General features: G+C 67.5%; 19 protein-coding genes and 4 pseudogenes. 9 read left to right on the forward strand and 14 right to left on the reverse strand.

All coding sequences use genetic code 11. The features are described 5' to 3' along the window. Nucleotides 1-40 precede the first annotated feature (40 nt). Both MMSP_RS18915 and MMSP_RS18920 read right to left on the reverse strand, forming a co-directional pair. Nucleotides 41-664 carry a PaaI family thioesterase gene (locus MMSP_RS18915; RefSeq protein ID WP_020787923.1) on the reverse strand — a complete coding sequence of 208 codons (624 nt, stop codon included), beginning with the start codon at nt 662-664 and terminating at the stop codon, nt 41-43. 86 nt (nt 665-750) lie between these two features. Continuing rightward, nucleotides 751-1,611, reverse strand: a complete 861-nt coding sequence (locus tag MMSP_RS18920; protein WP_012393860.1) for an aldo/keto reductase — start codon at nt 1,609-1,611, stop codon at nt 751-753. Nucleotides 1,612-1,690: 79 nt separating this feature from the next. On the opposite strand from MMSP_RS18920, the gene MMSP_RS18925 reads away from it, so the two are divergent. Beyond that, entirely contained in the window at nt 1,691-2,194 is a 504-nt protein-coding gene (locus MMSP_RS18925; protein ID WP_012393859.1) for a DUF1990 domain-containing protein, read from the forward strand. A gap of 32 nt (nt 2,195-2,226) precedes the next feature. Here the strand turns inward: MMSP_RS18925 and MMSP_RS18930 are convergent, their stop codons facing one another. From MMSP_RS18930 to fdxA, 5 genes are read right to left on the reverse strand one after another with little or no spacing between them, the layout of a single operon-like run. Further along, nucleotides 2,227-3,171 carry a nitronate monooxygenase family protein gene (locus MMSP_RS18930; protein WP_020787924.1) on the reverse strand — a complete coding sequence of 315 codons (945 nt, stop codon included), beginning with the start codon at nt 3,169-3,171 and terminating at the stop codon, nt 2,227-2,229. Nucleotides 3,172-3,173: 2 nt separating this feature from the next. Next, entirely contained in the window at nt 3,174-3,518 is a 345-nt protein-coding gene (locus MMSP_RS18935) for a cupin domain-containing protein (protein WP_012393857.1), read from the reverse strand. Nucleotides 3,519-3,530: 12 nt separating this feature from the next. After that, nucleotides 3,531-3,905 carry a hypothetical protein gene (locus tag MMSP_RS18940; RefSeq protein WP_085979890.1) on the reverse strand — a complete coding sequence of 125 codons (375 nt, stop codon included), beginning with the start codon at nt 3,903-3,905 and terminating at the stop codon, nt 3,531-3,533. Nucleotides 3,906-3,952: 47 nt separating this feature from the next. Then, the gene (locus MMSP_RS18945) at nt 3,953-4,624 is read right to left on the reverse strand and encodes a metalloregulator ArsR/SmtB family transcription factor (protein ID WP_011741077.1); all 672 of its coding nucleotides are present in this window, start codon (nt 4,622-4,624) and stop codon (nt 3,953-3,955) included. Nucleotides 4,625-4,633: 9 nt separating this feature from the next. Next, complete coding sequence (gene fdxA, locus MMSP_RS18950; protein ID WP_015355899.1) at nt 4,634-4,981, reverse strand: ferredoxin; 348 nt, start codon at nt 4,979-4,981, stop codon at nt 4,634-4,636. Nucleotides 4,982-5,148: 167 nt separating this feature from the next. Here fdxA and MMSP_RS18955 point away from each other — a divergent pair, with 167 nt between their 5' ends. The 3 genes and pseudogenes from MMSP_RS18955 (at nt 5,149) to MMSP_RS18965 (ending at nt 8,605) form a co-directional block, all read left to right on the forward strand. After that, nucleotides 5,149-6,567: an MFS transporter gene (locus tag MMSP_RS18955; protein ID WP_020787926.1), complete on the forward strand. Its 1,419-nt coding sequence runs from the start codon at nt 5,149-5,151 to the stop codon at nt 6,565-6,567. Between the two features lie 189 nt (nt 6,568-6,756). Further along, nucleotides 6,757-7,582: pseudogene (locus MMSP_RS18960) on the forward strand (methyltransferase domain-containing protein). Between the two features lie 129 nt (nt 7,583-7,711). Further along, entirely contained in the window at nt 7,712-8,605 is an 894-nt protein-coding gene (locus MMSP_RS18965) for a universal stress protein (RefSeq protein WP_020787927.1), read from the forward strand. Here MMSP_RS18965 and MMSP_RS18970 read toward each other — a convergent pair. From MMSP_RS18970 to MMSP_RS18990, 5 genes are all read right to left on the reverse strand, one after another. After that, entirely contained in the window at nt 8,602-9,396 is a 795-nt protein-coding gene (locus tag MMSP_RS18970; protein WP_020787928.1) for a universal stress protein, read from the reverse strand. The genes MMSP_RS18965 and MMSP_RS18970 overlap by 4 nt on opposite strands. Nucleotides 9,397-9,449: 53 nt before the next feature. Further along, nucleotides 9,450-10,628 carry a site-2 protease family protein gene (locus MMSP_RS18975; protein WP_020787929.1) on the reverse strand — a complete coding sequence of 393 codons (1,179 nt, stop codon included), beginning with the start codon at nt 10,626-10,628 and terminating at the stop codon, nt 9,450-9,452. Nucleotides 10,629-10,717: 89 nt separating this feature from the next. Then, nucleotides 10,718-11,395, reverse strand: coding sequence for a hypothetical protein (locus tag MMSP_RS18980; RefSeq protein WP_020787930.1), 678 nt, complete (start codon nt 11,393-11,395; stop codon nt 10,718-10,720). A 57-nt stretch (nt 11,396-11,452) separates the two neighbouring features. Beyond that, the gene (locus MMSP_RS18985; protein ID WP_020787931.1) at nt 11,453-12,880 is read right to left on the reverse strand and encodes a wax ester/triacylglycerol synthase family O-acyltransferase; all 1,428 of its coding nucleotides are present in this window, start codon (nt 12,878-12,880) and stop codon (nt 11,453-11,455) included. Nucleotides 12,881-12,895: 15 nt separating this feature from the next. After that, the gene (locus MMSP_RS18990) at nt 12,896-14,149 is read right to left on the reverse strand and encodes a S9 family peptidase (RefSeq protein WP_036426721.1); all 1,254 of its coding nucleotides are present in this window, start codon (nt 14,147-14,149) and stop codon (nt 12,896-12,898) included. A 254-nt stretch (nt 14,150-14,403) separates the two neighbouring features. Between MMSP_RS18990 and MMSP_RS18995 the strand changes: the two are divergent. The 3 genes and pseudogenes from MMSP_RS18995 (at nt 14,404) to MMSP_RS19005 (ending at nt 18,865) form a co-directional block, all read left to right on the forward strand. Next, nucleotides 14,404-16,269 (forward strand): annotated as a pseudogene (locus tag MMSP_RS18995) (long-chain fatty acid--CoA ligase). Nucleotides 16,270-16,330: 61 nt separating this feature from the next. Further along, entirely contained in the window at nt 16,331-17,455 is a 1,125-nt protein-coding gene (locus MMSP_RS19000; RefSeq protein ID WP_020787936.1) for a hypothetical protein, read from the forward strand. A 99-nt stretch (nt 17,456-17,554) separates the two neighbouring features. Next, complete coding sequence (locus tag MMSP_RS19005) at nt 17,555-18,865, forward strand: phosphoribosyltransferase (RefSeq protein ID WP_020787937.1); 1,311 nt, start codon at nt 17,555-17,557, stop codon at nt 18,863-18,865. 33 nt (nt 18,866-18,898) lie between these two features. Here the strand turns inward: MMSP_RS19005 and MMSP_RS19010 are convergent, their stop codons facing one another. Then, nucleotides 18,899-19,180: a DUF1876 domain-containing protein gene (locus MMSP_RS19010; protein ID WP_036427414.1), complete on the reverse strand. Its 282-nt coding sequence runs from the start codon at nt 19,178-19,180 to the stop codon at nt 18,899-18,901. A 100-nt stretch (nt 19,181-19,280) separates the two neighbouring features. After that, nucleotides 19,281-21,517 (reverse strand): annotated as a pseudogene (locus MMSP_RS19015) (PE family protein). Between the two features lie 686 nt (nt 21,518-22,203). On the opposite strand from MMSP_RS19015, the gene MMSP_RS19020 reads away from it, so the two are divergent. Both MMSP_RS19020 and MMSP_RS19025 read left to right on the forward strand, forming a co-directional pair. Then, nucleotides 22,204-22,707 (forward strand): nitroreductase/quinone reductase family protein, encoded by a 504-nt coding sequence (locus tag MMSP_RS19020; protein WP_020787941.1) that lies wholly within the window; start codon nt 22,204-22,206, stop codon nt 22,705-22,707. A gap of 451 nt (nt 22,708-23,158) precedes the next feature. After that, nucleotides 23,159-23,786 (forward strand): annotated as a pseudogene (locus tag MMSP_RS19025) (hypothetical protein). Nucleotides 23,787-23,794: the final 8 nt, after the last annotated feature.

Raw genomic sequence — 23,794 nt, forward strand, 5'->3', positions numbered from 1 at the left:
CGCGTGCTAGGTCCGCGTCGGCGTCTTGGCCGAAACCGGCTCAAGGCTGGCCGGGCTTGAGCCGCACAAACAACGCATCCGCCTCGGTCAGCAGGGTCTGGCCATCGCGCAACCGGCCGGACACGAAGATCTTGCGCCCGTCCACCCGGTCCACTCCGGCGTCGATTTGCAGCTCCTTTTCGATGGACACGATGTTGCGATAGTCGATCTTGAGGTAGGCGGTGCGCTGGCGCCGACTGCCGGTGAGCACCGACGCCGTCAAGCCCAGGAGCGTGTCGAACAACATGCCCAACGCACCACCATGGACCGCGCCATTGCGTCCGAGGTGGAACCGGGCGAAGCGGGCCCAGCCACCGATCCGGCCGTCTTGCGTCTTGCGCGCCGACATCGGGATGGTCGTGACGTTGCCCCGCATCGGCAAGTCCATTCGGCGCCCCGATGGTGACTCCCATTCGTCGGCGTCGAATGGCGCAAGCAGTATGGAGACCCGTTCGAGCAGGTCGGCGGCCTGGGTGATCACCTCGTCAGGCGCGTCGGCGGCACGCGCGTGGTCCTGCACCTTGCGCACCGCATCAATGAACCTGCCGTAGTCCGGTCCGCCCTTGTCGGTTGGCTGCGGCGGATTGAAGCCGCCGCCAGGGTGTTGCGACTGTTCGCGGGTCACCCTACCACCGTATTGCCTGCCGCCAGCCAAATGGGCGACACCGCGGCTGAGACTGGCTAGCCGGGCTCACGGGTCGCCGCCCGCCCCTACCCGCCGTGGGCGGCTCCGGCCACCGACAATGCTTCGAACTCCTGGTCAGAGAGCACAATCTCGGCAGCGGCGACGTTCTCCTGCAGGTGCGCTACCCGCGAGGTGCCGGGAATCGGCAGCATCACCGGCGACCGCTTGAGTAGCCACGCCAGGGCGAGCTGCGACGGCGTCGCGTGATGATCGTCGGCGATCTTGCGCAACGGACCGTCCGGCGCCGCCAGCGGGCCCGAGGCCAGCGGGAACCATGGGATGAATGCGATCCCCTGGCTGGTGGCCGCCTCCAGCAATGGTTCGGCGCCACGCGCGGCCAGGTTGTACATGTTCTGTACCGACACGATCTCGGTGATCTGTTGGGCCGCCTCGAGTTGGTCGACGTCGATCTCGGACAGCCCGATGTGGCGGATCTTGCCTTCGTTCTTCAGGGCGAGCAGCTCGCCCACCTGGTCGGCCAGTGGATAGTTGCGATCGATGCGGTGCAGCTGGAACAGGTCGATGGTGTCCACGCCCAGACGCCGCAGGCTCATCTCGCATTCCTGGCGCAGATAGCTCGGATTGCCCAGCGGCACCCACACGCCTGGGCCGGTACGCAGCAGCCCGGCCTTGGTGGCGATTACCAGCCCGGTGTAGGGGTGCAACGCCTCGTGAATGATCTCCTCGGACACGTAGGGGCCGTAAGAGTCGGCGGTGTCGATGAAGTTGACGCCCAGTTCGGCGGCCCGGCGCAGCACCCGTACGGCTTCGGCACGGTCGGCGGGCGGGCCCCAGACGCCGTCGCCGGTAAGGCGCATCGCGCCGAACCCGAGCCGGTTGACGGTCAGGTCGCCACCCAGGGTCAACGTTGCGGATGCTGCGGCCATGGCTTTCGCGCTGTGAGCACTCATTTTTCCGACCGTACGCCACGGGGCACACCCGATCCGGCGTGGCAAGCTGGGGGGTGTGGACCTTCGCGCGCTTTCCGGGCAACAACTGACCTACCCGGAAGTGGGCGCCACCGCGGCCGGACAGTTGCCCCCGGGATACGCCCACCTCAGTGTGTCCGACCAGATCGGCACCGGCCGGAAGCGTTTTGAGGAGGCCGCCCACGCGGTGATGCATTGGGGCATGCAGCGTGGCGCCGGGCTGGCGGTGCGGGCCACCTCGGATACGGTCGCTGTTTCGACGGTGGCGGTGATCCAGATGATGGGTGTGTTGCGCGCGCCGTGCCGCGTGGTCTACGTCATCGACGAACCCGATATCCGCGGATTTGCCTATGGCACGCTGCCGGGGCACCCGGAATGCGGCGAGGAACGGTTTGCCATTCGCTACGACCCGGACACTTCCGGGGTTTTTGCGGAGGTGTCGTCGTTCTCCCGGCCGGCGACCTGGTGGAGCAAGGCCGGTGGCCCGTTTGTGGCACTGACTCAACGCATCATCGCCAAGCGCTACTTGCGCGGGGTGTAGGCGGCGTCAGCCGAGCCGGCGACAACGCGCGGTCACGCCCATCGCGCCAACAGCTCCCGCGCACCCGAGCACATCTGCTCGATCACCTCGCCGGCCGGCGCGCCGTCGGGGATCATCCCAACTCCCTGGCCCGCGTCGACCGGCGCCACCCGCAGGTCTTCGGCCGCGCTGGCAGCGGCCAGCTCGGCACGAGCATCCGCATCGGCGGCCAGTGCCGTCTCATTGCCGTTCCAGCGCGCGACGAAGTCGTTGGTCAACACCCGCGATGGGAACCGCTGAGGCCAGGGCAGGCCGTCGGCGACGTCGAAGACCCGGGTAGTGCTGGTGTCGGTTTCGCGCGCCGCGATCAGAGCCTGACGGCTCGGCTCCCCCGTCAGCGCCTCGGGGCACGCCGCCAGACGCGTGCCTACCCAGGCCCCCGCGGCACCGGCGGCCAGCACCGCGGCCAGGCTTCGGGGCGAGGCGATGCCGCCGCCGGCCAATACCGGCACCGAGACCGCGGCCAGGACCGCGTCGAGCAACGGCAGCGTTCCCAGCCGCACCTCGCCATGGCCACCCCCCTCGGCTCCGCGCGCCACCACGATGTCCACCCCCGCATCGGCGGCACGCCGGGCCCCCACAGCGTCGTAAACCTGTGTGACGGTGTGGATTCCGGCGTCACGGGCCGGGCCGACCCATGACCAGTCGGTGCCGAAACTGACCGACAACAGGGCGGGCCCGGCGGCAAGCGCATCCTCGAGCAGCCCCGCCTCACTGCGCATCACCCAGTCCACCAGCCCGATCCCGAACCTGCCGCTGACCTGCCGCAATTGTTCGGCCAAGGCAGCCCGGGTGGCCCGGCTTCCCATGCCGATCATGCCCAGTCCACCGGCCGCGGTGACAGCGGCGGCGAGCCGGCCACCGGCGACTCCGCCCATTGGGGCGTTGACGATGGGAACCCGCAGGCCGAAGCCCCGTGACCAGCCGGTAGCGAGCACCCCTAGTGGGCGCCGGGCTGGGACTTGAGCACGGTCAACACCACCACCGAATCCTCGATGGCGTGCAACGCGTGCCGCTGCGGCGGAATCGCGACATAGTCGCCCGTCTTGCCGTCCCAGGCGTCATCGCCGGTGGTGAGGCGCACATGTCCCTGTAGCACCTGCAGGGTCGCCTCACCCGGGCTGTCGTGTTCGCCGAGATTGTGGTCGGCCAGCAGTGCCAGCACGGTCTGGCGCAATTCGTGGGCGTGTCCGCCGTGGATCGTGTGGGCGGCCCGTCCGCTGTGTGACTGTTTTGCCTCGGCCAGCTTTTCGGAGGCGAGCGCGGTCAGCGAAAGCGATTCCATCGGTGAGTCCTTTCAGCCGTTCAGTAGCAGTATTCCCGCAACGATCAAGGCGACCACCTTGACCACTTCCAAACCGACGTACACGTAGTGCGCACGGGAGCGGGGCGCATCCAACCCGGCCAGCACCTGATCGGACCGGCGGGTCAGACGGGGACGCACCGCGAGCAACTGCACCGCTAGCGCTGCGACCACGACACCGAACGCCACGATAATCCGCAGCGGCGCCGGGCCCGACACCGCTATTGCCGCCAGGACCAGCGCGAAGACGACCTCAACGATATTGAGCGCGCGGAAGACCAACCGGCCGATGCCAAGCCCGATCTGCAGCGTCACGTGCGGCGCCCGGAACTTCAGCGGAGCTTCCAGAAACGAGATGGCCAGCACCATGCCGAGCCATATGAAGGTGACGGCGATTTGGGTCGCCGCTGCGGTGCTCAACTGAGGGCTCCTTCCGGCGAAAGGTGGGCCAAGCAAAGATCCGGTTCGACAAACGGGTCGAGCCGCTCGACGGTGACGGGCGCCCCCCAACTTTCCAGCGCCCCGCGCATGAGGCCCAAGTGAATTGGACACACCACGCCCGACCGGTTCTCGGCAAGTTCCAGAAACGGGCAGTGTCGCAGGGCAACCTGTTGCTGTCCGTCGGAGACTCGGCGCTCGGGAGCGAACCCGAGTCCGTCGAGGACGCCGACCAAGTGATCGATCGATTTCTCGGCGCTGTGCGCGGTCGTCGGGGCTTGCAGACGTTCGCCCCAGGCGCGGCCGGCGGCCAGCGCCTTGTCAACCGAATCGCTCTCGGCGGCAAGGCCGTTGCTGAGGATCTCGGCGAGGAGCTGGTAGTGGCGAGCGCCACCGCGGTCCATCTGCTGGACCGCCCGGAACATCAGCGGCGGGCGTCCGGGGCCGCGACGGCTGGGCTGCACGCGCTCCACCTGACCGTCATCGACCAAGCCGTCGAGGTGGAAGCGCACGGTGTTGGGGTGCACTCCCAGGTGCTCGGCGATCGCGACAATGCTCAGCGGATGGCCGAGGGCACGCAATACCCGCAGCACCGCGCGGCGACGCCCCGCCGGCTCCCCGCCCATTCTGGCGATCCGACCCTCTCCCATTTAAGAATCTTAAGCATCTGCGGCTTGAGGATGACCCGCCACGAGTGGCGTATCAACACCCAGTCGGCCAATCTTGGCAGCCCCGCCCGGCGAACCCAGCGGCCCGTCCCGGCCGGGCAGGGTTTCGGTGAAAAACGCCACGTTGTCGGCGAGATGCGGGTGCAGCTCCTGCGGCAGGTCGTCCTCGTAGTAGATCGCTTCGACCGGACACACGGGCTCGCAGGCGCCACAGTCCACGCATTCGTCGGGGTGGATGTACAGCGAGCGCCCACCCTCGTATATGCAATCGACCGGACACTCCTCCACACAGGCCCGATCCGTCACATCGATGCAGGGTTTTCCGATCACATACGTCATGGTTCCGGAGTTTATACAACATGATTTGTAAAAACTAGCGAGGCGGCAAAAGTTCTGTCCGACAACGTACTTGACGTCCGGATCGACGCAGTGACGGCGCGCCACCTCAACCGCTACGATTAAACGCCATGGGCCCAGTCTCCACGACACGGAGTGGAAGGGATTGCATGGGACGCTCACGTCACATCGCGCACTGGGACCCCGAGGATGTCCAGGCGTGGGAAGCCGGCAACAAGGCCATCGCCCGGCGCAATCTCGTCTTCTCCATCGCCACCATGCATGTCGGTTTCTCGATCTGGACCCTTTGGTCGGTAATGGTGCTGTTCATGCCGCAGTCCGTCTACGGCATCTCGGCCGCAGACAAGTTGCTGCTGGGCGCCACCGCGACGCTGGTTGGCGGCTGCGTGCGGATCCCCTACGTGATGGCCACCGCCCGATTCGGTGGCCGCAACTGGGCGACGTTCTCGTCGTTGGTACTGCTGGTGCCCACCGTCGGAGCAATCGTGCTGCTGGCCAACCCCGGACTGCCGCTGTGGCCATACCTGGTCTGTGCCGCCCTGAGCGGCCTGGGCGGCGGCAACTACTCCGCATCGCTGGCCAACGTCGAAGCCTTCTACCCACAACGGCTTAAGGGCGTAGCTCTAGGCCTCACCGGAGGGATCGGCAATCTGGGGGTGGCCGCCATCCAGGCGGTCGGCCTGTTGGTGCTGGCGACCGCGGGCCATGAAGCTCCATATTGGGTGTGCGCCGTCTACCTGGTGCTGATCGCCATCGCCGGCCTCGGCGCGGCCCTGTTCATGGACAACTTGACCCACGTGATCGAGGTCGGGCACGTGCGATCCGTTCTCGCGGTGCCCGATACCTGGGGCGTCTCGTTTCTCTACATGTGCGCCTCCGGCTCGTTCATCGGCTTCGCCTTCGTCTTCGGTCAGGTGCTGCAGTTCAACCTGCTGGCCGGCGGGCAGAGCACCGCACAGGCGTCGCTGCACGCCGCCGAGATCGCCTTCGTCGGTCCGCTGCTGGGGTCGCTGGCGCGCATAGTCGGCGGCAAATTGGGCGACCGCTTCGGTGGCGGCCGCGTCACCCTGGGGGTCTTCGTCGCCATGATCCTCAGTGCCGCACTGCTGGTCGCAGTCAGCACACACGCCGACCTCAACCACGGCGCCGGCGGGCGCATGACAGCTGCGACGCTGATCGGCTATGTGAGCGGCTTCATCGCGTTGTTCATCTTCTGCGGGATGGGCAAGGGAACCGTGTTCAAGCTGATCCCGTCGATATTCGCGGAGCGTAGTCAGCACCTGGACATCAGCGATATGCAACGCCGCCAATGGGCACGCATCATGTCGGGGGCACTGATCGGGTTCGCCGGCTCGGTGGGCGCACTGGGCGGCGTTGGGATCAACCTGGCTCTGCGCCAGTCATATGTGCACAGCGGCACCAAGACGCCGGCCTTCTGGGCGTTCCTGGTGTGTTACCTCTGCGCGGCCGCGCTGACCTGGGCACGGTACGTGCGCCCACGCAGCCCGGTTGACTCGGCGCCCCACAAACCTAACGAGGATCCGCAGCTCTCCGGTGCTGCCGCCTAGGCGCACGGTGGATACCTCGGCATGCATACTGGACCCGACCTGCAGGTCTTGATCCGCGCTGTCCGGGATCGGCCGGCCGAGTAACAAGGAGGGCATCATCGACCCGTATTCCGCCTCCGCGCTCTGGCATTGCACCGCCCATCCACGGCGCCCGCTGGTTGTGGGCCTACCGACCCGACCCACCGCCTGATGGCCGGCACTCAGGGCGAATCCGGACAGCCCCTCCCGCTGTCGAATCGCAGCGACGACCATCTGCAGGGGCACTGGCTGCTGGCGCGGCTGGGCAAACGGGTACTGCGCCCCGGCGGTGTCGAACTCACCCGCACCCTGCTGGCCCGCGCCGACGTCAACCATGCCGACGTGCTCGAACTGGCGCCCGGCCTGGGCCGCACCGCGAGCGAGATCCTGGCCCGCCATCCGCGGTCCTACGTCGGAGCCGAAGCCGATCCCGATGCGGCGAACCTGGTGCGCACAATTGTGGCCGGGCACGGTGACGTGCGAGTCGCCGACGCGGCCGACACCGGATTGCCGGACTCCAGCGCTGATGTCGTCATCGGCGAGGCGATGCTGACCATGCAGGGCGATGCGGCCAAACACGCGATCGTCGCCGAGGCGGCGCGGGTGCTTCGCCCCCACGGGCGCTACGCCATCCACGAGCTGGCGCTGACGCCCGACGACGTGCCCGAAGAAATCAGCACCGAGGTCCGCCAGGCGCTGGCCCGGTCCATCAAAGTCAACGCCCGGCCGTTGACGGTGGCCGAATGGTCCCAGCTACTGGCCGGACACGGGCTGGTCGTCAGCCACGTGGCAACCGCGCCGATGGCGCTGTTGCAGCCACGGCGGATCATCGCCGATGAGGGCCTGTTGGGGGGCCCTGCGTTTTGCCAAGAACCTGCTCACCCAGCCGGCCGCGCGCAAACGAGTACTGATGATGCGCAGCACATTCCGCAAACACCGGGACCGCATGGCGGCGGTAGCCATCGTGGCCTACAAGCCCTCGGCATCGGGCAGTTGACGGCCGTAGCGCCGGCCCCCCGTGCGAGTGACAAACGGCTCTGACCGTGGTGACCGTTCGTCGTTAGAGTCGTGGGTAGCGGCCCGCCAATTCGGCCGAGCCGGCTGACCCGCCAACAAAGGACACGCCATGTCCTCCCAGAACCAACGATTGGGAATCATCGTCGGTATCGACGATTCACCGGCCGCGAAGGTGGCCATCCAGTGGGCAACGCGTGAAGCTGAGCTGCGAAACGCCCCGCTGACGCTCGTTCACGCGATCTCTCCCGACGTCGCGACGTGGTTGAACAAGCCATTGCCGCCCGGCCTGGCCCGCTGGCAGCGCGATCACGGCCACCAACTGGTCGAGGACGCGCTCAAGGTCATCGAGGAGGCCGCCGAGCGCGGCGGTCCCGCGGGGCTGGGTAGCGAAATCGTGCCTTCCGCCGCCGTTCCCGCCTTGGTCGACATGTCCAAGGACGCGGAGATGGTGGTAACCGGTTGCCACGGCAGCGGGCGCTGGCCGGGCCGGCCGCTGGGCTCAGTCAGTTCCGGGCTGCTGCGCTACGCGCACTGTCCGGTGGCCATCGTCCACGACGAGGACGCCTCGGCGCCGGATCGCGCCGCGGCGCCGGTGCTGGTGGGCATCGACGGCTCCCGGGCATCGGAATTCGCCACCGGCTTGGCCTTCGATGAGGCATCGCGCCGCCATACCGGGCTGGTGGCGGCGCATTCCTGGAGTGACGTCGATGTCTCGGAATGGCCGGGAATCGATTGGCCGGCAACGCAGTCGATGGCAGAACAGGTATTGGCCGAGCGCTTGGCGGGATGGCAAGAGCAATATCCCGATGTGAGCGTCAGCCGCGTGGTCGCGCGTGATCAGCCGGCCCGCCAGCTCGTGCAGCGGTCCGGCGAAGCCCAGCTGGTCGTCGTCGGTAGCCGCGGACGCGGTGGATTCGCCGGAATGGTGGTGGGTTCGGTGGCCGAATCCGTTGCCCGACTGGCCCGCGTGCCGGTGATCGTGGCGCGCGAGTCGCCGGCCTAGCCGCGGACCACGAGCACCGAGCACTCGGCGTGCCGAAAGATCGGGTGTCCGGATGGCCCCACCAGCCGCGCAACCTGATCGGCCTCGTCGGCGCCGATCACCGCCAACTGAACCCGCTCATCGTGATCGGCCAGAAATCGTGCGATGCCCGCCTGGGTGGTGATCGGATAGACGTGCACATCGGTATGGTGCTGGCCCCATTGCTGTACTCGACGTTCAAATTCCCCGTCCGCGGCGTCGGTGAGCTCCTCGGGGCGCCCACCGAGTGCGAGGATCGGTGCTTGGCGCAGTTTCGCCTCGTGGGCGGCGTATTCGATCACCGCGTCGTTGTCGGGCGCGTCGGTCACCCGCACCACGATCCAGTTGATGTCCGGCGGCGGCTGATCCGAGTTCGAACGGATGACCGCCACCGGGCAGTGCGCCTTTTCGGCGAGCTCGGTGGCCGTCGACCCCAGAATGGCTCGCGCGTAGCGGCCGATCCCTACTGAGCCCACGCAGACCAGCTCCGCATCGCGAGACGCCTCGACGAGCACGGCACCCGCCGGCCCGCGCGGGGTGTCGGTCTCCACTTTGACCGGCGCTGCGGTGACTTCGATCGCGGATTGCGCTGCGCGCAGCGATGTCTCGGCATGCGCGAGATCATGCTCGTACTCTTCGGGGGACGAATGAGCCGTCTTGAGCACCGATATCAGCCGCAACGGCACGCCGGCGCTGACCGCCTCCGCGGTGGCCCACAGCACTGCCGTGATACCCGCCGGTGAACCATCGATGCCAACGATGACCGGTTTCATGTCATTGCCCCTCTCCGGCACTGCTCACGTTCGGTAATCCACCAGATGGCCAATCAACCCGCGTTGGAATACTTTTCGTGCTGATCAGCGGAGTCCGCCGTGGCCCCCGGCCCGGCAAGCCGGTAGACGTTGATCAGCCGTGCGATGTCGCTGGCGGCGACGATGCCGACCACCGCACCGCCGTCGAGGACCAGCGCGCGGCTACCCCGGCCCGCCGGCGCCATCCGCTCGAGCAGCGTCGTCAGCGGCTCCTGCGGCGTTGCGGTGGGCACGTCATGCAGGGGTAGGGCGATTTCGCGGACCGTTGTGCCGCCTCGCCGCTCGGGCGCCAGCTCGCGCAGCTGCCGCAGGGTGACCAGACCCGTGATCGATCCATCCCGCTCGGTGACCGGGTAGGCCGAGTGCCGGTCGCCAAGCACATAGCGCGCAATGAACTCGTCGACGTCGATCCAGCCGGGAGCGGTATGTGGATGCGCGGTCATCGCGTCCGCGACCCGCAGGCCGGTAAAAAGCTGCTGAGTCGAGATCCGGGTTTCCTCCTCGCGGGCGGCGGCGAAGATGAACCAGCCGATGAAGGCCAACCACACACCGCCGACCAGGCCGCCGGCCACAAACTCCGCCAACCCCAAGATGATCAAGATCAGCGCGACCACCCGTCCGGCCCGCGCCGCACCGATTCCGGCGCGCACGATATCGCCGTGGCGTCGCCACAGGTAGGCCCGCACCAGCCGACCTCCGTCCAGCGGCGCCCCCGGCAGCAGATTGAACAGGCCCAGCATCAAATTGACCGCGGCCAGCCACCAGACGACGCTGACCACCAGATCCGGGGTTCGCACCATCGCCAGGGCGACGGCCACCGCGGTGAACATCGCGGACAGGGCCAGGCTGGTGGCTGGGCCCGCGAATGCGATCCGAAAAGCCGCCTTTGGAGTTTTGGCTTCCCCGCCCAGGGTGGTCACTCCCCCGAACAGCCAGAGCGTGACGTTTCCCACGGGTACCCCGGCCCGCCGCGCCGCGATGGCGTGCGCGAGCTCGTGGGCCAACAACGAGGCCAGCAGCACCAGTGCCCCGCACCCGCCGGCTATCCAATAGACCACCGCGCCATAGCCTTTGGCCGTTTCCGGCAATGTTGTGACCAGACTCCAGGCGAATAGCCAAAGAATGACCAGAACGCTCCAGTGAACCTTCACCGCAAAGCCGGCGATTCGTCCCAATGGGATCTCGTCGCTCACCGCGCTACCTCCAACCTGGCGGATTGCCCTGCAACGCTCACCAACGCGATCCACCTACTCCCGAACGTAGGGCGAGCCGGCGGACTGCGCTAGGGCCGTTCGGCCTTCCGATCGCCGGCCGGCTGCGGCTGGGCCGGGGCCAGACGTTCAACTCGGTGCTTGATTCCCAGCAGCAGACCCCGGGTGCCCAGCGAGATCAGCGGCCTGGCCAGCTCCAGGGCAAAGATCTCCCCCGGGTGGCGCAGGGCGATCCTGGCGCGCGTCAGCAGACGCACACGATCCTCCCAGTGCGGCTGAACGTGAAATGACCAGACCGCGTTCCAGCGTTGGTCCGGCTGGGTCGCGTTGAGCACCAGGTACTTTTCGGGCTCGATCGCAGCGACACGCAACGTCAGTCCGTCCGGCAATCCCAGCCACCCCGGCGGAGCCAGTCGAACCACATCGCCTACCGCAAGGTGTTGCCATTCCGGATGGATGCGATCGGCGTCGTAGCCAAGGCCGGCAAGGTTTTTCAGTCGCTCGCCGCCGTACCAGCCACCCCGGTCCTGCCCCATCTGCAGTAGCCAGGGCCACACGGCCGACACGGGCGCGTCGATGCACAACGCCTCGGTGGTCTGAGTCGCCGGATCCCCCACCAAACTGTCACCGGGCAACAGCATCTGAGCCTCTTGCTTGGTCGCGCCCCAGTTGCGGTAGTAGCGTCGCGCGGCGTAAAGCAGCGCCAACGAGGCTGTGGCTTCAGCAATCCGTTTCGTCGTCGTGCCCATATCCCCAGTCTGCGAGCACGGCATGCTCATTGACCAGGGCCAATGGTCCCCCATGCGCTAGCCGATGTGCCCCGACAGTCGGGGTGGCACGCCCACACAAGATTCCAGCTCGGTCAGGCATTCCTCGGTCAGCGGGATGAGGGTGTCGATATCGGGCATCACCTCGCGGCCCGCGACGTAGCCGAACCCGATCCGGTCAGCGTAGGAACACGTGGTGACGTTGAGCGCCTGACCGTCGTAGACGGTCGACACCGGATACATCTCGTCGACGTGTGCTCCGTTCCAATACCTTTCGGCGCGTGGGCCCCCAACGTGGGAAATCGGAAGGTTGTATCCGGTGCGGATTTTCGGGGTGAACGGCAGCAGCGGAAAGACAACGGTGGCAGCGATGCTGGCCGCCGTGGTGAGCAACGATGCCGCCGATCCCCGCGCGCTCACCCAGTGCTTGCCCTCCGACATCGACCGGTGAATCAGATCCAGGCGCCGGTGCGGATCTGGTAGATCGGTGTCCAAGGGGCACAACCAAAGACCGAACATGTTGGCGTGCTCGTCGGGTGCCGAAGGATGCTCGCGATCACGCACGGTGATCGGGCAGATGGCGACCAGGGAGTGATCGGGCAGTTCGGAATGGGCGAGCAACCAGCGGCGCAGCGCGCCGGCGATCACCGCGGTGACCACGTCGTTGGCCGTGACGTCGGCCGCCCGTTGTATCGCCTCGATGCGGTGCCGCGACCAACTGCCCGCCGCGACGGCGCGCTGAGCGCCCAAGCGGCCGTTGAACCGCGTGTAGGGTGCGGTGAACGGCAGCACCGTTGTGTGCCCGATCAAGCTGTCCCAGACCGTGGATGCCTCCCCGGCGACGACGTGATTGATCAGCCCGATGCCCGATGCCGCGGCACCGGCCAGCGAACGCAGCGGCGCAAAAAGGCGCGCCAGCAGCCCGGTCGAGGTAGACGACGGCGGGTGGTCCAGGTGGCGGTCGGCATAGAAGGGCGGCATCGACCGGCATTCGGGATCGGTGCTCAGCGCCTCGGCGATCATTTGAAAACCCGCCACACCATCGACGACGGTGTGATGCACCTTGATGTAGAACGCGAACCGGCCATCCTCGAGACCATCGATCAGATACGACATCCACATCGGGCGGGACAGTTCGAGCCGCTGCGCGTCCAGCTCGGCGATCAGCCGCCAGAACGCGTCGCGGCCGGCATCGACGCTGCGCCGCTGGCAGTGGTACCCGATGTCGACGGCTTGCGCATCTCTCCAGACCCAGACACCCCCGGTGTCCACGCCACGATGTGGGTATCGGCGCAGCCTCGGATCTATCGGTTCACCACCAGCCAGTGTTTCGCGGTGAAGCTGGTCGACGTAGTCGGCCCCGGAACCGGGTGGCGGTGACAGGATCAGCAGCGCACCGACATGCATGGGGTTGGATACCAACTCCGCGGTCAACATCAATGCGTCCAGCGGATCCAGCGGATGCATCCGGTTCCTCCGCAACTAGGCAGGGCGGTCGCGCTGCTCCGAGGGATCGTCGAGCAGGCCCGACTGCTGCAGCGCATCCTCGACGAACTGCTGCACCGGCCGAGATCGGAAGAACCCGGTATGTCCGCCCGGATACCAGACGATGTCGGGCTTACCCCAGTGTTCCCAAAGCCGGGCTACCTGCCGCCGCGGATGCACCAGCTGGTCGGCGACGCCGGCATAGATGAAGCGCCCGGCCCTGGGCACCAGCGGAGTCAGGGCGAGCGGCGAGATCATGTGGCCGATGGGTTCGGCCAGCGCCACCGTCTCGCGGCGGGGGTCATCGCGACCAAAACCCGAGTGGCGGCCCAGCAAATCGACCAGATCCGCGACCGGCACACCGAGGATCGCGCAGGTCAAGTCGTCTTCCAGGCTGGCCACCAAGGACGCGATGTAGCCGCCGAGCGACAGACCGTTGATTCCGATCAGCGATTCGGGCTCCTGCATCCGGATCCAGGAGATCAGCCGACGGATGTCCCATACGGCCTGAGCGGTGGCATGGACGTTGTCGAGAACATCTTCGCCCAGATATACCGCGCCCTTGGGCAGGTCACGCGCCCGGGGACCGTGCATCGGCAGCACCGGCATGACGATGTTCAGGCCCAACTCGCGATGCAGCTTCCAGGACCGGAACAGCGCCAGATCGAGCGGGGCACGGCCCATCTCGGTGCCGTGTACGCAGACCAGCCAGGGGCGCGGTTCCCGGTGGCGCAGCAACAGCGCGTACTCGCGATTGTTCGCGGTGTACCCCAGCCACCGTTGGCCACCCGGCTCCCCCGGCAGCGGGGTGTACCCGCTGTCGAAGAACATCCGGTAGAAGGAGCGTTTGCGCCCCTTGACCTTGCGGACCGTGACCTCGGAGGGGGGCGGGGGGTCGGCGAAGAATGTCCGCGGGCGCTGCAGCCAGCCCTGATCGCCGTAGAACTGCAGGGCCAGCGCCACTTCGTCATCGATTCGCTCGAACACGTGTGGATCGCTGACCGGGCGACGCGCCTTGAGCCCCATCAGCGCGATCTCGTCCCGAAACGCCTGGGCCGCCAGGGCGATGGTGGGCCGGGCGATCGGGAGCCCGTCGGAGTCTTGATCGAGGTAGTCGCGCCACGACTCGGCGAAGTAACGACCGGTGTGCACGAAGGGCGTGACCACGCTGCCCAAGCCCCCGAGGCCAATCGGGTTGACTTGCCGGGCCCCTGGGCTTTCCTGCGCGTCATCGCCGGCCGGTTTCGCCATGGCGCTAAAGCTAACAGGTCGCCCAAAACGCCGGTTAGGGTCTTACGTCCCGAGCAGGTCACGGGCACCAACGGGCACCAAAGGACAATTGCCAATCGCCTGGATGACTTTGGGCCCTACCCCGGCCCAGGCAACCGCAGAAACATCGAAAGTGTCATCTAGCGACAGAAGAGATGCGTTATGCACTGCTTGCCAGGCCCACCAGAGATCCCGCTCGTCGGCGATGTTTGCACTGGTGAGAGGTGGTTTGCGTGATGCATCCCACGCTGGCCCACGAGCGGCCCGACATCGCCAAGATCGACAACCGGCCACCATCGGTGGCGCGGATGTTCCTAGACCGCGTGGCCGCCTCCCCGAGCGCCGAAGCGTTCCGCTATCCCCACGGTGACGACTGGGAGAGCGTCACCTGGGAGCAGGTTGGCGAGCGGGTAGGCCGCCTGGCGGCCGGCCTGATCTCGTTGGGCATCGCCCCGCAGGATCGGGTCGCGCTGGCATCGTCGACCCGATACGAATGGGTGCTCGTCGATTTCGCCGTGATGTGCGCCGGAGCGGCGACAACCACGGTGTATCCGACGACCATCGCCGCCGACGTCGCCTACATCGTGGCGAACTCCGGAAGTCGAGTCGTGGTCGCCGAGGACCAGACGCAGGTCGACAAACTGGTCGAACACCGCGCCGAACTGCCCGAGGTGGCCAGGGTGGTGGTGATCGACGGCAAGGGTGATGGCGGCTGGGTGATCACGCTCGCCGAACTCGAACAACTGGGCAAGCAGCTGCTTGCCGACTCCCCCGCCGCCGTGGACCAGCGGGTCGCCGCGATCGGCCCCGACCAGCTCGCCAGCCTCATCTACACCTCCGGAACCACCGGACGGCCCAAGGGTGTGCGGTTGACCCACGGGGCTTGGACGTACACCGCCTCGGCGATCGATGCCCTCAACGTGCTCGGCCCGGCCGACCTGAACTTTCTGTGGCTGCCGCTGGCCCACGCATTCGGCAAGGTGATGCTTTCGCTGCCGCTGCTCATCGGGTTCCCCACCGCGATCGACGGGCGGGTCGACCGGATCGTCGACAATCTGGCGGAGCTGCATCCCACCGTCATGGGGGCGGCGCCGCGCATCTTCGAAAAGGCTCACGCCCGGATCGAGCAGATGGTCGCCGAGCAGGGCGGGCTCAAGAAAGCGGTGTTCGACTGGTCGATCGGTGTGGGCTTGAAAGTCTCGGCCTCCCGGCAAGCCGGCCGCCAGCCCGCACTGCTGTCCAGGCTGGCCTACCAGCTGGCCGACCGGTAGGTGTTCTCCACCATTCGCGAGCGCTTCGGCGGCCGGATCCGCTTCTTCGTCTCCGCAGCCGCGGCCCTGGACCGCAACGTCGCGCAGTGGTTCGACGCGATCGGTATCACCGTGCTCGAAGGCTACGGGCTGACCGAGACCGCCGCGGCGTCGTTCATCAACCGCCCCAACGCCTATCGGTTCGGCACGGTCGGCTGGCCGTTTCCCGCTACCGAGGCGAAGATCGCCACGGATGGCGAGATCCTGCTGCGGGGCCCTGGCTTGATGACGTCCTACCACGACTTGCCCGAGGCCACCGAGGAGGCACTCGACCACGACGGGTGGTTTCACACCGGCGACATCGGGGAGATCGACGCCGACGGCTACCTGCGGATCACCGACCGCAAGAAGGACATGTTCAAGACCTCACAAGGTAAGTACGTCGCACCTGCCGCGATCCAGGTGAGGTTCAAAGGCCTGTGCCCCTACGCGGGCGAGCTGATCGTCGTCGGTGAAGCCAAGCCCTATTGCGTGGCCCTGGTCAGTCTGGACAGTGAAGCGATCACCGAGTGGGCCGCGGGGCATGGATTGGCCGGCAAGTCCTTCGCCGAGCTAACCCGCGACCCCAAGACACGCGAGTTGATCGCGGGCTACATCGACACGCTCAACGCCGAGCTCAACCGGTGGGAGCAGATCAAGAAATTCGCCGTGCTCGACCGCGAGCTGTCCATCGAATCCGGTGACCTGACACCGAGCATGAAGCTGCGCCGCAAGGTGGTTCTGGACAAGTCCGCCGACGAGATCTCGGCTCTCTACCAGCAACCAGCGGGCCAGGCACCCAAGAGCGGCTGAGCTCGCGCGACGAGACAGCAAGTATCACAACAACATAAACGACACAGCGGAGAAGTTTGGCATGCAATCAGATCGCCTCCATTGGCTAACAACTGCGGCTGGTCCATTCGCCTCGGTGTATTTCGATGACTCACACAACACCGCCGATGCCGCCGAGCGGCTGGAAGCGACATGGCGCGACATCCGGCGTCACCTCGACGGTCTGAAGGCCGACGATCAGCTCATCGGCCGGCTCGAAGAGGCGGTGTGCAACCACCGCCCGGCCGTCGGGCGGCGGGGCCGGGCGGTGGTGGCGACCAGCGACAAGGTGCTGGTCAACGAACAGCTCATCAGCCCACCGCCGGTAACCGTGGTGCGGCTGTCCGAGTACCCGTACCTGGTGCCGCTGATCGACCGCGAGATTCGGCGACCGACCTACGTGTTCGCGGCGGTGGATCACGCCGGCGCCGACGTCCGGTTGTATCGCGGTGACACGTTCAGCTGCACCAGCATCGACGGCGGCGGCCACCCCATCCACAAACCGGCCACCGCCGGCTGGAAGGGCTATGGCGACTTTCAGCACACCGCCGAGGAGGCCGCCCGGATGAACTACCGTGCCGTCGCCGACCACCTCACCCAGCTGGTGGACGAGGCCGACCCCGAGGTGGTGTTCGTCTCCGGTGAGATCCGATCCCGCTCCGACCTGGTTGCGGCACTGCCGCACCGGGCGGCCCAGCGAGTGTGGCAACTACATGGCGGCGCACGCAACAGCAGCATCGGTGAGGACGAGATCAACGAGCTCACCCTTGCCGAGTTTGCTCGCCGGCGAGACACCGAAATGGCCGAGGTGACACAGCGGTTCGAAGCGGAGCTGGGGCGGCGTTCGGGGCTGGCAACCGAGGGACTGTCAGCGGTCTGCGCGGCCCTGCGCAACGGCGAGGTCGACACCCTGATCGTCGGTGAGCTGCGCGACGCCACGGTGGTAACCGGGGCCGCGCTCACCACGATCGCCCCCAACGCCGACGTGCTGTCCGAGCTCGGCGAGCCCGTGGTGCGGATTGCCCGTGCCGATGAAGCGTTGCCATTCACCGCGATCGCGGCCGACGCCTCGCTGGTTCGAGCCGATGGTCAGATGGCGCCCGCCGACGGGGTGGGCGCGCTGCTGCGGTATCCGGCAAGCGACAGATTGGCCAGCCAGAGTTCGTAAGGCCTGACGGGCGATCTCGCGGGCGTAACGCCGTGGCGAACTCTGGCGTGACATTCGGCCCTGGCGTTACGCTCGCGTTGGTTGAAGGACACCCGAGGTATGAGGCAGTTCAGCGATCGCATCGACGCCGGCCGCAAATTGGGCCGCCGGCTGGAATTCCTACGTGGTCAAGACATTGTGGTGCTGGGTCTGCCGCGAGGCGGTGTCCCGGTGGCCTTCGAGGTAGCCAAAGCCTTGCACGCGCCACTTGATGTGCTGCTGGTGCGCAAGCTCGGTGTGCCGCTGCATTCCGAGCTGGCCTTCGGCGCCATCGGCGAGGGCGGCGTGCAGGTGATCAACAGTGCCGTGGTGCACGAGGCCGGGCTCGGAGAACAGGAGATGGCCGCGGTCGAGACCGCGCAGTGGGCCGAGTTGCAGCGCCGGGTGCAGCGCTACCGTGGCGATCGCCATCCGATCCCGCTGCGGGGCCGGATCGCGGTGATCGTCGATGATGGCGTCGCGACCGGAGCCACCGCCGCGGCCGCTTGCCAGGTTGCGCGCGCCCAGGGCGCCAGCCGGGTCATCCTGGCCGTTCCCATCGGTGCTACCGATACCGCACCACGATTCACTGAATACGCCGACGAGGTGGTGTGCCTGGAAACGCCCACGCCCTACTTTGCCGTCGGACAGGGATACGACAACTTCACCCAGACCTCCGATCAGGAGGTGGTGACGCTACTGGATCGGGCCCGTAGCGAATTCGGTGCGGGCCATCAGCCGCCAGTTCCTGCGCGGCGAGACGATGAGGTTCGGGTATTGGCGGGCCCGGTCTCGGTGATCGGGCGCCTCACCATTCCCGACCGCCCCACCGGAATCGTCGTCTTCGCCCACGGCAGCGGCAGCAGCCGCCACAGCCCGCGCAACCGCTACGTGGCCGAGGTACTCAACCAGGCCGGCCTGGCGACTCTGCTGCTGGATTTGCTGACGCCCGAGGAAGAACACAACCGCGCCAACGTGTTTGACATCGGATTACTCGCCCGGAGATTGGTCGGCGTCACCGGGTGGCTGGCGGCACAACCGGACACCACGGCGCTGCCGGTGGGATTCTTCGGGGCCAGCACTGGCGGCGGCGCGGCTCTGGTCGCGGCCGCGCACCCCGGCGTCAAGGTGCAGGCGGTGGTGTCCCGCGGCGGGCGGCCCGATCTCGCGGGCGATGCGCTGCGCGAAGTGCACGCTCCCACGCTGCTGATCGTCGGTGGTCGTGACGAGGCCGTCCTGGAGTTGAACCGGCAAGCGCAAGCGGCGATCCCGGCGCCGTGTGAGCTTGTGGTGGTTCCCGGTGCCACTCACCTCTTCGAAGAACCTGGCGCCCTCGAGCAAGTGGCGACACTGGCGCGTGATTGGTTCCTCGGCCACCTGCGCCATCACTAGTCAGCGCTCGCACGCGCTGCGATAGCCGGCGATTCAGTGGTGGAGGCCGGAAGCCGGCTCGTGCGTGCTGGCTTGGATGTCGGCCGACGTCGCCGCAAACAGCTGATTGGCCAAGTCGGATAACGCTCGGGCGATCGCGAGTTCATCGCCGATCTGAGCCACCGGCTCATCGGCCGGGTCAAGCCTGGCCAACCCGATACCAACCAGAGTCTGGTCGCCCCAGACCAGTCGCGCCTTTGCCCGGGTGCGCTCGTCGCGCTCTTCGATCAGCACATCCACGTGGCAGGACTTGGCGTTGGTGGTGTTTCCTGTCATCGCCGTCTCCTTTGTCTTGCAGACACATTCGATGCCACCACCACCGAACCCACCGGCAGTAGGGGCAAAGGTCACGAGACGCCGGGATGTCCAGCGACCATCACGGAACAATCTCTCCGGTCTGGCCGTTGCTGCCGGGCACCCCGAGAAGGCCGTCGAGACCGGTGTCGCCGCCCGTACCACCGGCCGCACCGCCGGCGCCGCCCTGACCACCCAGTGCCAAGTCACCACCGGCGCCGCCGGTACCACCGGTCTGGGCCGTGCCGCCGTTGCCACCACTGCCGCCGGCACCACCCTGGCCGCCCTGCCCGCCGGTACCGCCGGCGCCGGTAGCGCCGGTCGAACCAGCCCACCCGATCACGCCGCCGGCGCCACCGCTGGCGCCGGTAGTGCCGCCGGCGCCGCCGTCGCCACCGGTGCCGCCGTCGCCGCCGAGCACGCCATTGGCACCGATGCCACCGGTCGTCGTTCCCGAAGTGGTGGTGGCCGCGCCGCCGATACCGCCGTCCCCACCGGCCCCGCCGATGCCTCCGATTCCCCCGACGCCGCCGATACCGCCGGCGCCTCCGTTGCCCCCGATCCCGATGAACCCGGCCGCGCCGCCGGTGCCGCCGGCACCTCCAGCACCACCGGTCCCGCCGTTGCCACCGAGCCCTCCGACGCCTCCGACAGCGCCGTCGCCTCCGGTCGCCGCGGCGGCATCGCTGAAGGCTGCCCCACCGTCGCCACCGATACCGCCCGCATAGCCGGCCGCTCCGGTGCCGCCGTTGCCGATGAACATCCCGCCACGCCCACCGTTGCCGCCGGCACCGCCGGTGTCGCCATTACCGCCAGTTGCCCCCTGCAGCGTGCTACCGGCACCACCGATCCCGCCGTTACCACCTATCGCAGCACCGCTGATGGTGTTGTTCCCGAAGCCGCCGTCACCGCCGGCACCGCCGCCGTCACCGCCGGCACCGCCGTCGCCGCCGCCGGTTCCACTGTCGGCACCAGCACCACCGTCGCCGCCGGTCGCCGTGCCGCCGGAACTACCGTCGGTTCTGCCCTCACCGCCCATCCCGCCTTCGCCGCCGTTGCCACCGTTGGGGCCAGCGGTACCGCCGCCCCCGCCCATACCGCCGGTGCCCGAGTTACCGTCGGTCGACTCGCCGAGCCCACCCGCACCGCCGGTGCCGCCGATTTCGTCGCCCGTGCCGGCGTCACCGGGATCCCCGTTGCCTCCCGTTACGTTGCCGTTGTTGCTTTGGTCAGCACCGGCGCCACCGGTACCGGCTGTCGCACCCGGGGTCGGATTAGTCCCGTCTGTCCCCGCCAGACCGGTGCCGCCCTGGCCACCGGCACCACCCGAGCCGAACCAATTCGCGTTTCCGCCGTTGCCGCCCTGGCCGGGCAAACCGCCGAGGATGCCGGTCAGGCCGCTCCGCCACGCCCGCCGTTACCGCCGTCACCCAGGAGCGTTCCGTCGGCACCGCCGTCGCCACCGGCCGCCCCGGCCCCGCCCATCCCGCCATTGCCGCCGTTGCCGATCAGCGGGCCCGCGCCGCCCATGCCCCCGGCCGCCCCGACCCCTCCGGTACCGCCGACACCGCCGCCGAGGAAGCTGCCGGCACCGCCCGCGCCGCCGACGGCACCGTCGCCACCATCGCCACCGAACCCGCCGTTGCCGAAGAAGCCACCGGTGCCACCGGTGCCGCCCATGCCGCCGTCACCACCCATGTTCGAGGCCCCGCCCGCGCCCCCGGTCCCGCCGTTGCCCAAGAATCCGGCAGCCCCGCCGGTACCGCCAGCCAACCCGGTGGCGCCAACCCCGCCCACTCCGCCCGCCCCGCCGTTGCCCAGCAGCAGCCCGCCCCGTCCGCCCAGGCCGCCGGCGGCGCCCTCGCCACCGGTACCCCCGGTGCCGCCATTGCCCCCATTGCCAAGCAGGATCCCGCCGTCGCCTCCGGCAGCGCCGGTGCCATCGGCACCGTTGGCGCCATGGCCGATCAAGGGGCGCCCCAATAGGGCCTGTGCGGGGGCGTTGACCACACCCATCAGTTGATCCAGCGGCGAGGCATTCGCGGCCTCAGCGGCCGCGTAGGCGCCGGCGCCGCCCGAAAGTGTTTGGAGGAAGCGCTCGTGAAACGCGGCCGCCTGAGCGCTCAGGCTCTGGTAGCCCTGGGCGTAGGACCCGAACAGCGCCGCGACGGCCGCCGATATTTCATCACCCGCTGCTGCCACGACGGTCGTTGTCGGCAGCGCCGCAGCGGCATTGGCCGTTGTGAGCACCGATCCGATGTTCGCCAGATCCGAGACCGCGGCCGTCACCGCGTCCGGAACAGCAATCACAAACGACATCTGCCAACCTCCCATACAGGACAAGCGATGATCGAGCGCTGGGCAGCATCAAATCCTATCCCCGTCACGAATAACACAATGGATATTCGCCCAACAGCGTGCGCGCGTCGGGGAAATTCGGTTGCCCCGCAAGCCCTTCTCCAACGCCCGACCGGACCAAACACGCCGCACTCCAGCTATCGCCGCACCCACGATCCGGCGCAATTGGCAGTCGCGACAAACTGAAATCCCCTGTACCGCAGATTGTTAATGGCGGGTACCGGAGAAATCCGTCCCGGCCGACCGTCGAAACCCGATAGATTCCGTTTTCGATACCAAAACCTAATCCCCGCACCCAGGGCTCCGGCGTTCCCTGTCCCCGCACCGAGCTTGGCCGAACTCCCAACTCGTCAAATCCCGATGAGACGATCGAAATCCTGTTCGAGCGGGGCGGAGCCGGGTTGAGCCATGAGCCCCTAGCGGGCAGCGATGCCACCGCCCGAGACCGAAAGCCATCGCAGCTAGCAAAAGCCCTGTGCCGCAAAGTCCCCCACACCATGGGCCGTCAATCCACGTCGAGCGACCGAACGCTCCGGGCAGACGGCGCGCTCGGGTCGAGCGCCGCGGCCGGCTCGAGAACGCACAACCGGTCAATATGTCGCGCCCATTGCACACGCTCAGCCCGATTCCGGTGAGACCCTTGACTCATGCCTCATGAAGGACCGAACCAGCTGTATGGCCTCTACCTGAGCATGCTGCGCCGAATAGGCCACTACCGATGGTTCGCGGCGATCTTCAAGCGCGTCGGCACGCCGGTAGACCGGGCGCTGATACGGGTGAGCCGGGGCCGGCTCTCCATGGGTGGTTCCGAGATGCCGACGATGCTGCTTACCACGAAAGGCAGGCGCACCGGCAAAGAGCGAACGGTTCCGCTGCACTACGTGTGGGATGGCTCGAACGTGGTCGCCGTGTGTGAGAACTTCGGCTTGGATACGGCCTCGAGTTGGCCGTACAACCTGCTCGCTGACCCGAAGGCCCGCATCGAGATTGACGGCGCTGCTGCTGACTATCTGTCGCGACCCGCCACGGCGCAAGAGGTGGACCGCAACATGCCGAGGCTGATCGCGCTGTGGCCTGCGCATGACACCTATGTCAAGCGCACCGGCACCCGCAAGGTGTTCGTCTTCGAGCCCGTGAGCGCGCGGCGCTGACGGACTGACGGGCTGAGGGGCTGAGGGGCTGAGGCCAAAGCGGCTACCCGTCGCCGCCGTTGCCGCCGAGCGCGAAGTCACCGCCGGTGCCGGCGGTGCTGGCACCGTTCCCACTGGCTGCGCCGCCGCTCCCGCCGTTGCCACCCGCACCGCCCTGACCGCCCGGACCGCCCGTGCCGCCAACCCCGGTGCCACCGGCAGCCCCCCGCCCAACATATCGAGCACTCGGTGGCTACCGATCCTAGGCCGCGGGCAACTCCCCGACAGGCATTCTGGAAAAGGTTGTATTCAGATCATCACAAGGCTGACCTCCGCGCGAAATCCGTCGTTGCGCTCATTCGGAAACTAAAGCGCAGCCACGCCCGCCACCCGCGTGATTGGCGATTTGCCCAGCAAATCTGGCTCGCAAACGGGCCCAACGCGCGAGCAGCTGCGATAGCCTCATGCCGCTATGACAGAAATGGCAAAGGGCAAGCTCATCCTCCTTAACGGCGGATCCAGCGCGGGAAAAACTTCGCTCGCGCTGGCATTCCAGGATTTGGCTGCCGAATGTTGGATGCACCTGGGTATCGACGTGTTTTGGAAGGCGCTGCCGCCCAAGCAACATGACCTCGCGCGAGTGTGGCCGCAGTACTACACCTGGGAAAGCGTGGTCGAGGCCGACGGGCTGGACTGGTTCACCGTGCACCCGGGGCCCATCCTGGACCAGGCCATGCATGCGCGCTACCACGCAATCAGGGCCTACCTGGACAACGGCATGAACGTCGTCGCCGATGACGTGATCTGGAAACGGGAGTGGCTCATCGATACACTCCAGATTTTCGAAGGTGCTCAGGTCTGGATGGTCGGGGTTCACGTCTCCGATGAAGAAGGCGCCCGTCGGGAAGAAGAGCGCGGCGACCGCTATGCGGGATGGAACCGCGGCAGCGCGCGCTGCCCACCGCGATGCCGAGTACGACTTCGAACTCGATACCACCGCGAGCCCGGTTCGGGAGCTGGCGCGCGAACTCTACGAGTCCTACCAGGCCTGCCCGCAACCCACGGCTTTCGACCGATTGCGCAAGCGCTTCCTGCCCTGAGCCGCAGC

Origin of the sequence: Mycobacterium sp. 012931 (genome assembly GCF_000419295.1) — a bacterium.
Classification (GTDB): Bacteria; Actinomycetota; Actinomycetes; order Mycobacteriales; family Mycobacteriaceae; genus Mycobacterium; species Mycobacterium marinum.

Bases quoted from the DNA above. Each gene is read 5' to 3' on its own strand.
- MMSP_RS18920 (WP_012393860.1), bottom strand. From the start codon at position 1,611: ATGGCCGCAGCATCCGCAACGTTGACCCTGGGTGGCGACCTGACCGTC.
- MMSP_RS18935 (WP_012393857.1), bottom strand. From the start codon at position 3,518: ATGGAATCGCTTTCGCTGACCGCGCTCGCCTCCGAAAAGCTGGCCGAG.
- MMSP_RS18940 (WP_085979890.1), bottom strand. From the start codon at position 3,905: ATGGTGCTGGCCATCTCGTTTCTGGAAGCTCCGCTGAAGTTCCGGGCG.
- MMSP_RS18945 (WP_011741077.1), bottom strand. From the start codon at position 4,624: ATGGGAGAGGGTCGGATCGCCAGAATGGGCGGGGAGCCGGCGGGGCGT.
- fdxA (WP_015355899.1), bottom strand. From the start codon at position 4,981: ATGACGTATGTGATCGGAAAACCCTGCATCGATGTGACGGATCGGGCC.
- MMSP_RS18955 (WP_020787926.1), top strand. From the start codon at position 5,149: ATGGGACGCTCACGTCACATCGCGCACTGGGACCCCGAGGATGTCCAG.
- MMSP_RS18965 (WP_020787927.1), top strand. From the start codon at position 7,712: ATGTCCTCCCAGAACCAACGATTGGGAATCATCGTCGGTATCGACGAT.
- MMSP_RS18970 (WP_020787928.1), bottom strand. From the start codon at position 9,396: ATGAAACCGGTCATCGTTGGCATCGATGGTTCACCGGCGGGTATCACG.
- MMSP_RS18980 (WP_020787930.1), bottom strand. From the start codon at position 11,395: ATGGGCACGACGACGAAACGGATTGCTGAAGCCACAGCCTCGTTGGCG.
- MMSP_RS18985 (WP_020787931.1), bottom strand. From the start codon at position 12,880: ATGCATCCGCTGGATCCGCTGGACGCATTGATGTTGACCGCGGAGTTG.
- MMSP_RS18990 (WP_036426721.1), bottom strand. From the start codon at position 14,149: ATGGCGAAACCGGCCGGCGATGACGCGCAGGAAAGCCCAGGGGCCCGG.
- MMSP_RS19000 (WP_020787936.1), top strand. From the start codon at position 16,331: ATGCAATCAGATCGCCTCCATTGGCTAACAACTGCGGCTGGTCCATTC.
- MMSP_RS19005 (WP_020787937.1), top strand. From the start codon at position 17,555: ATGAGGCAGTTCAGCGATCGCATCGACGCCGGCCGCAAATTGGGCCGC.
- MMSP_RS19010 (WP_036427414.1), bottom strand. From the start codon at position 19,180: ATGACAGGAAACACCACCAACGCCAAGTCCTGCCACGTGGATGTGCTG.
- MMSP_RS19020 (WP_020787941.1), top strand. From the start codon at position 22,204: ATGCCTCATGAAGGACCGAACCAGCTGTATGGCCTCTACCTGAGCATG.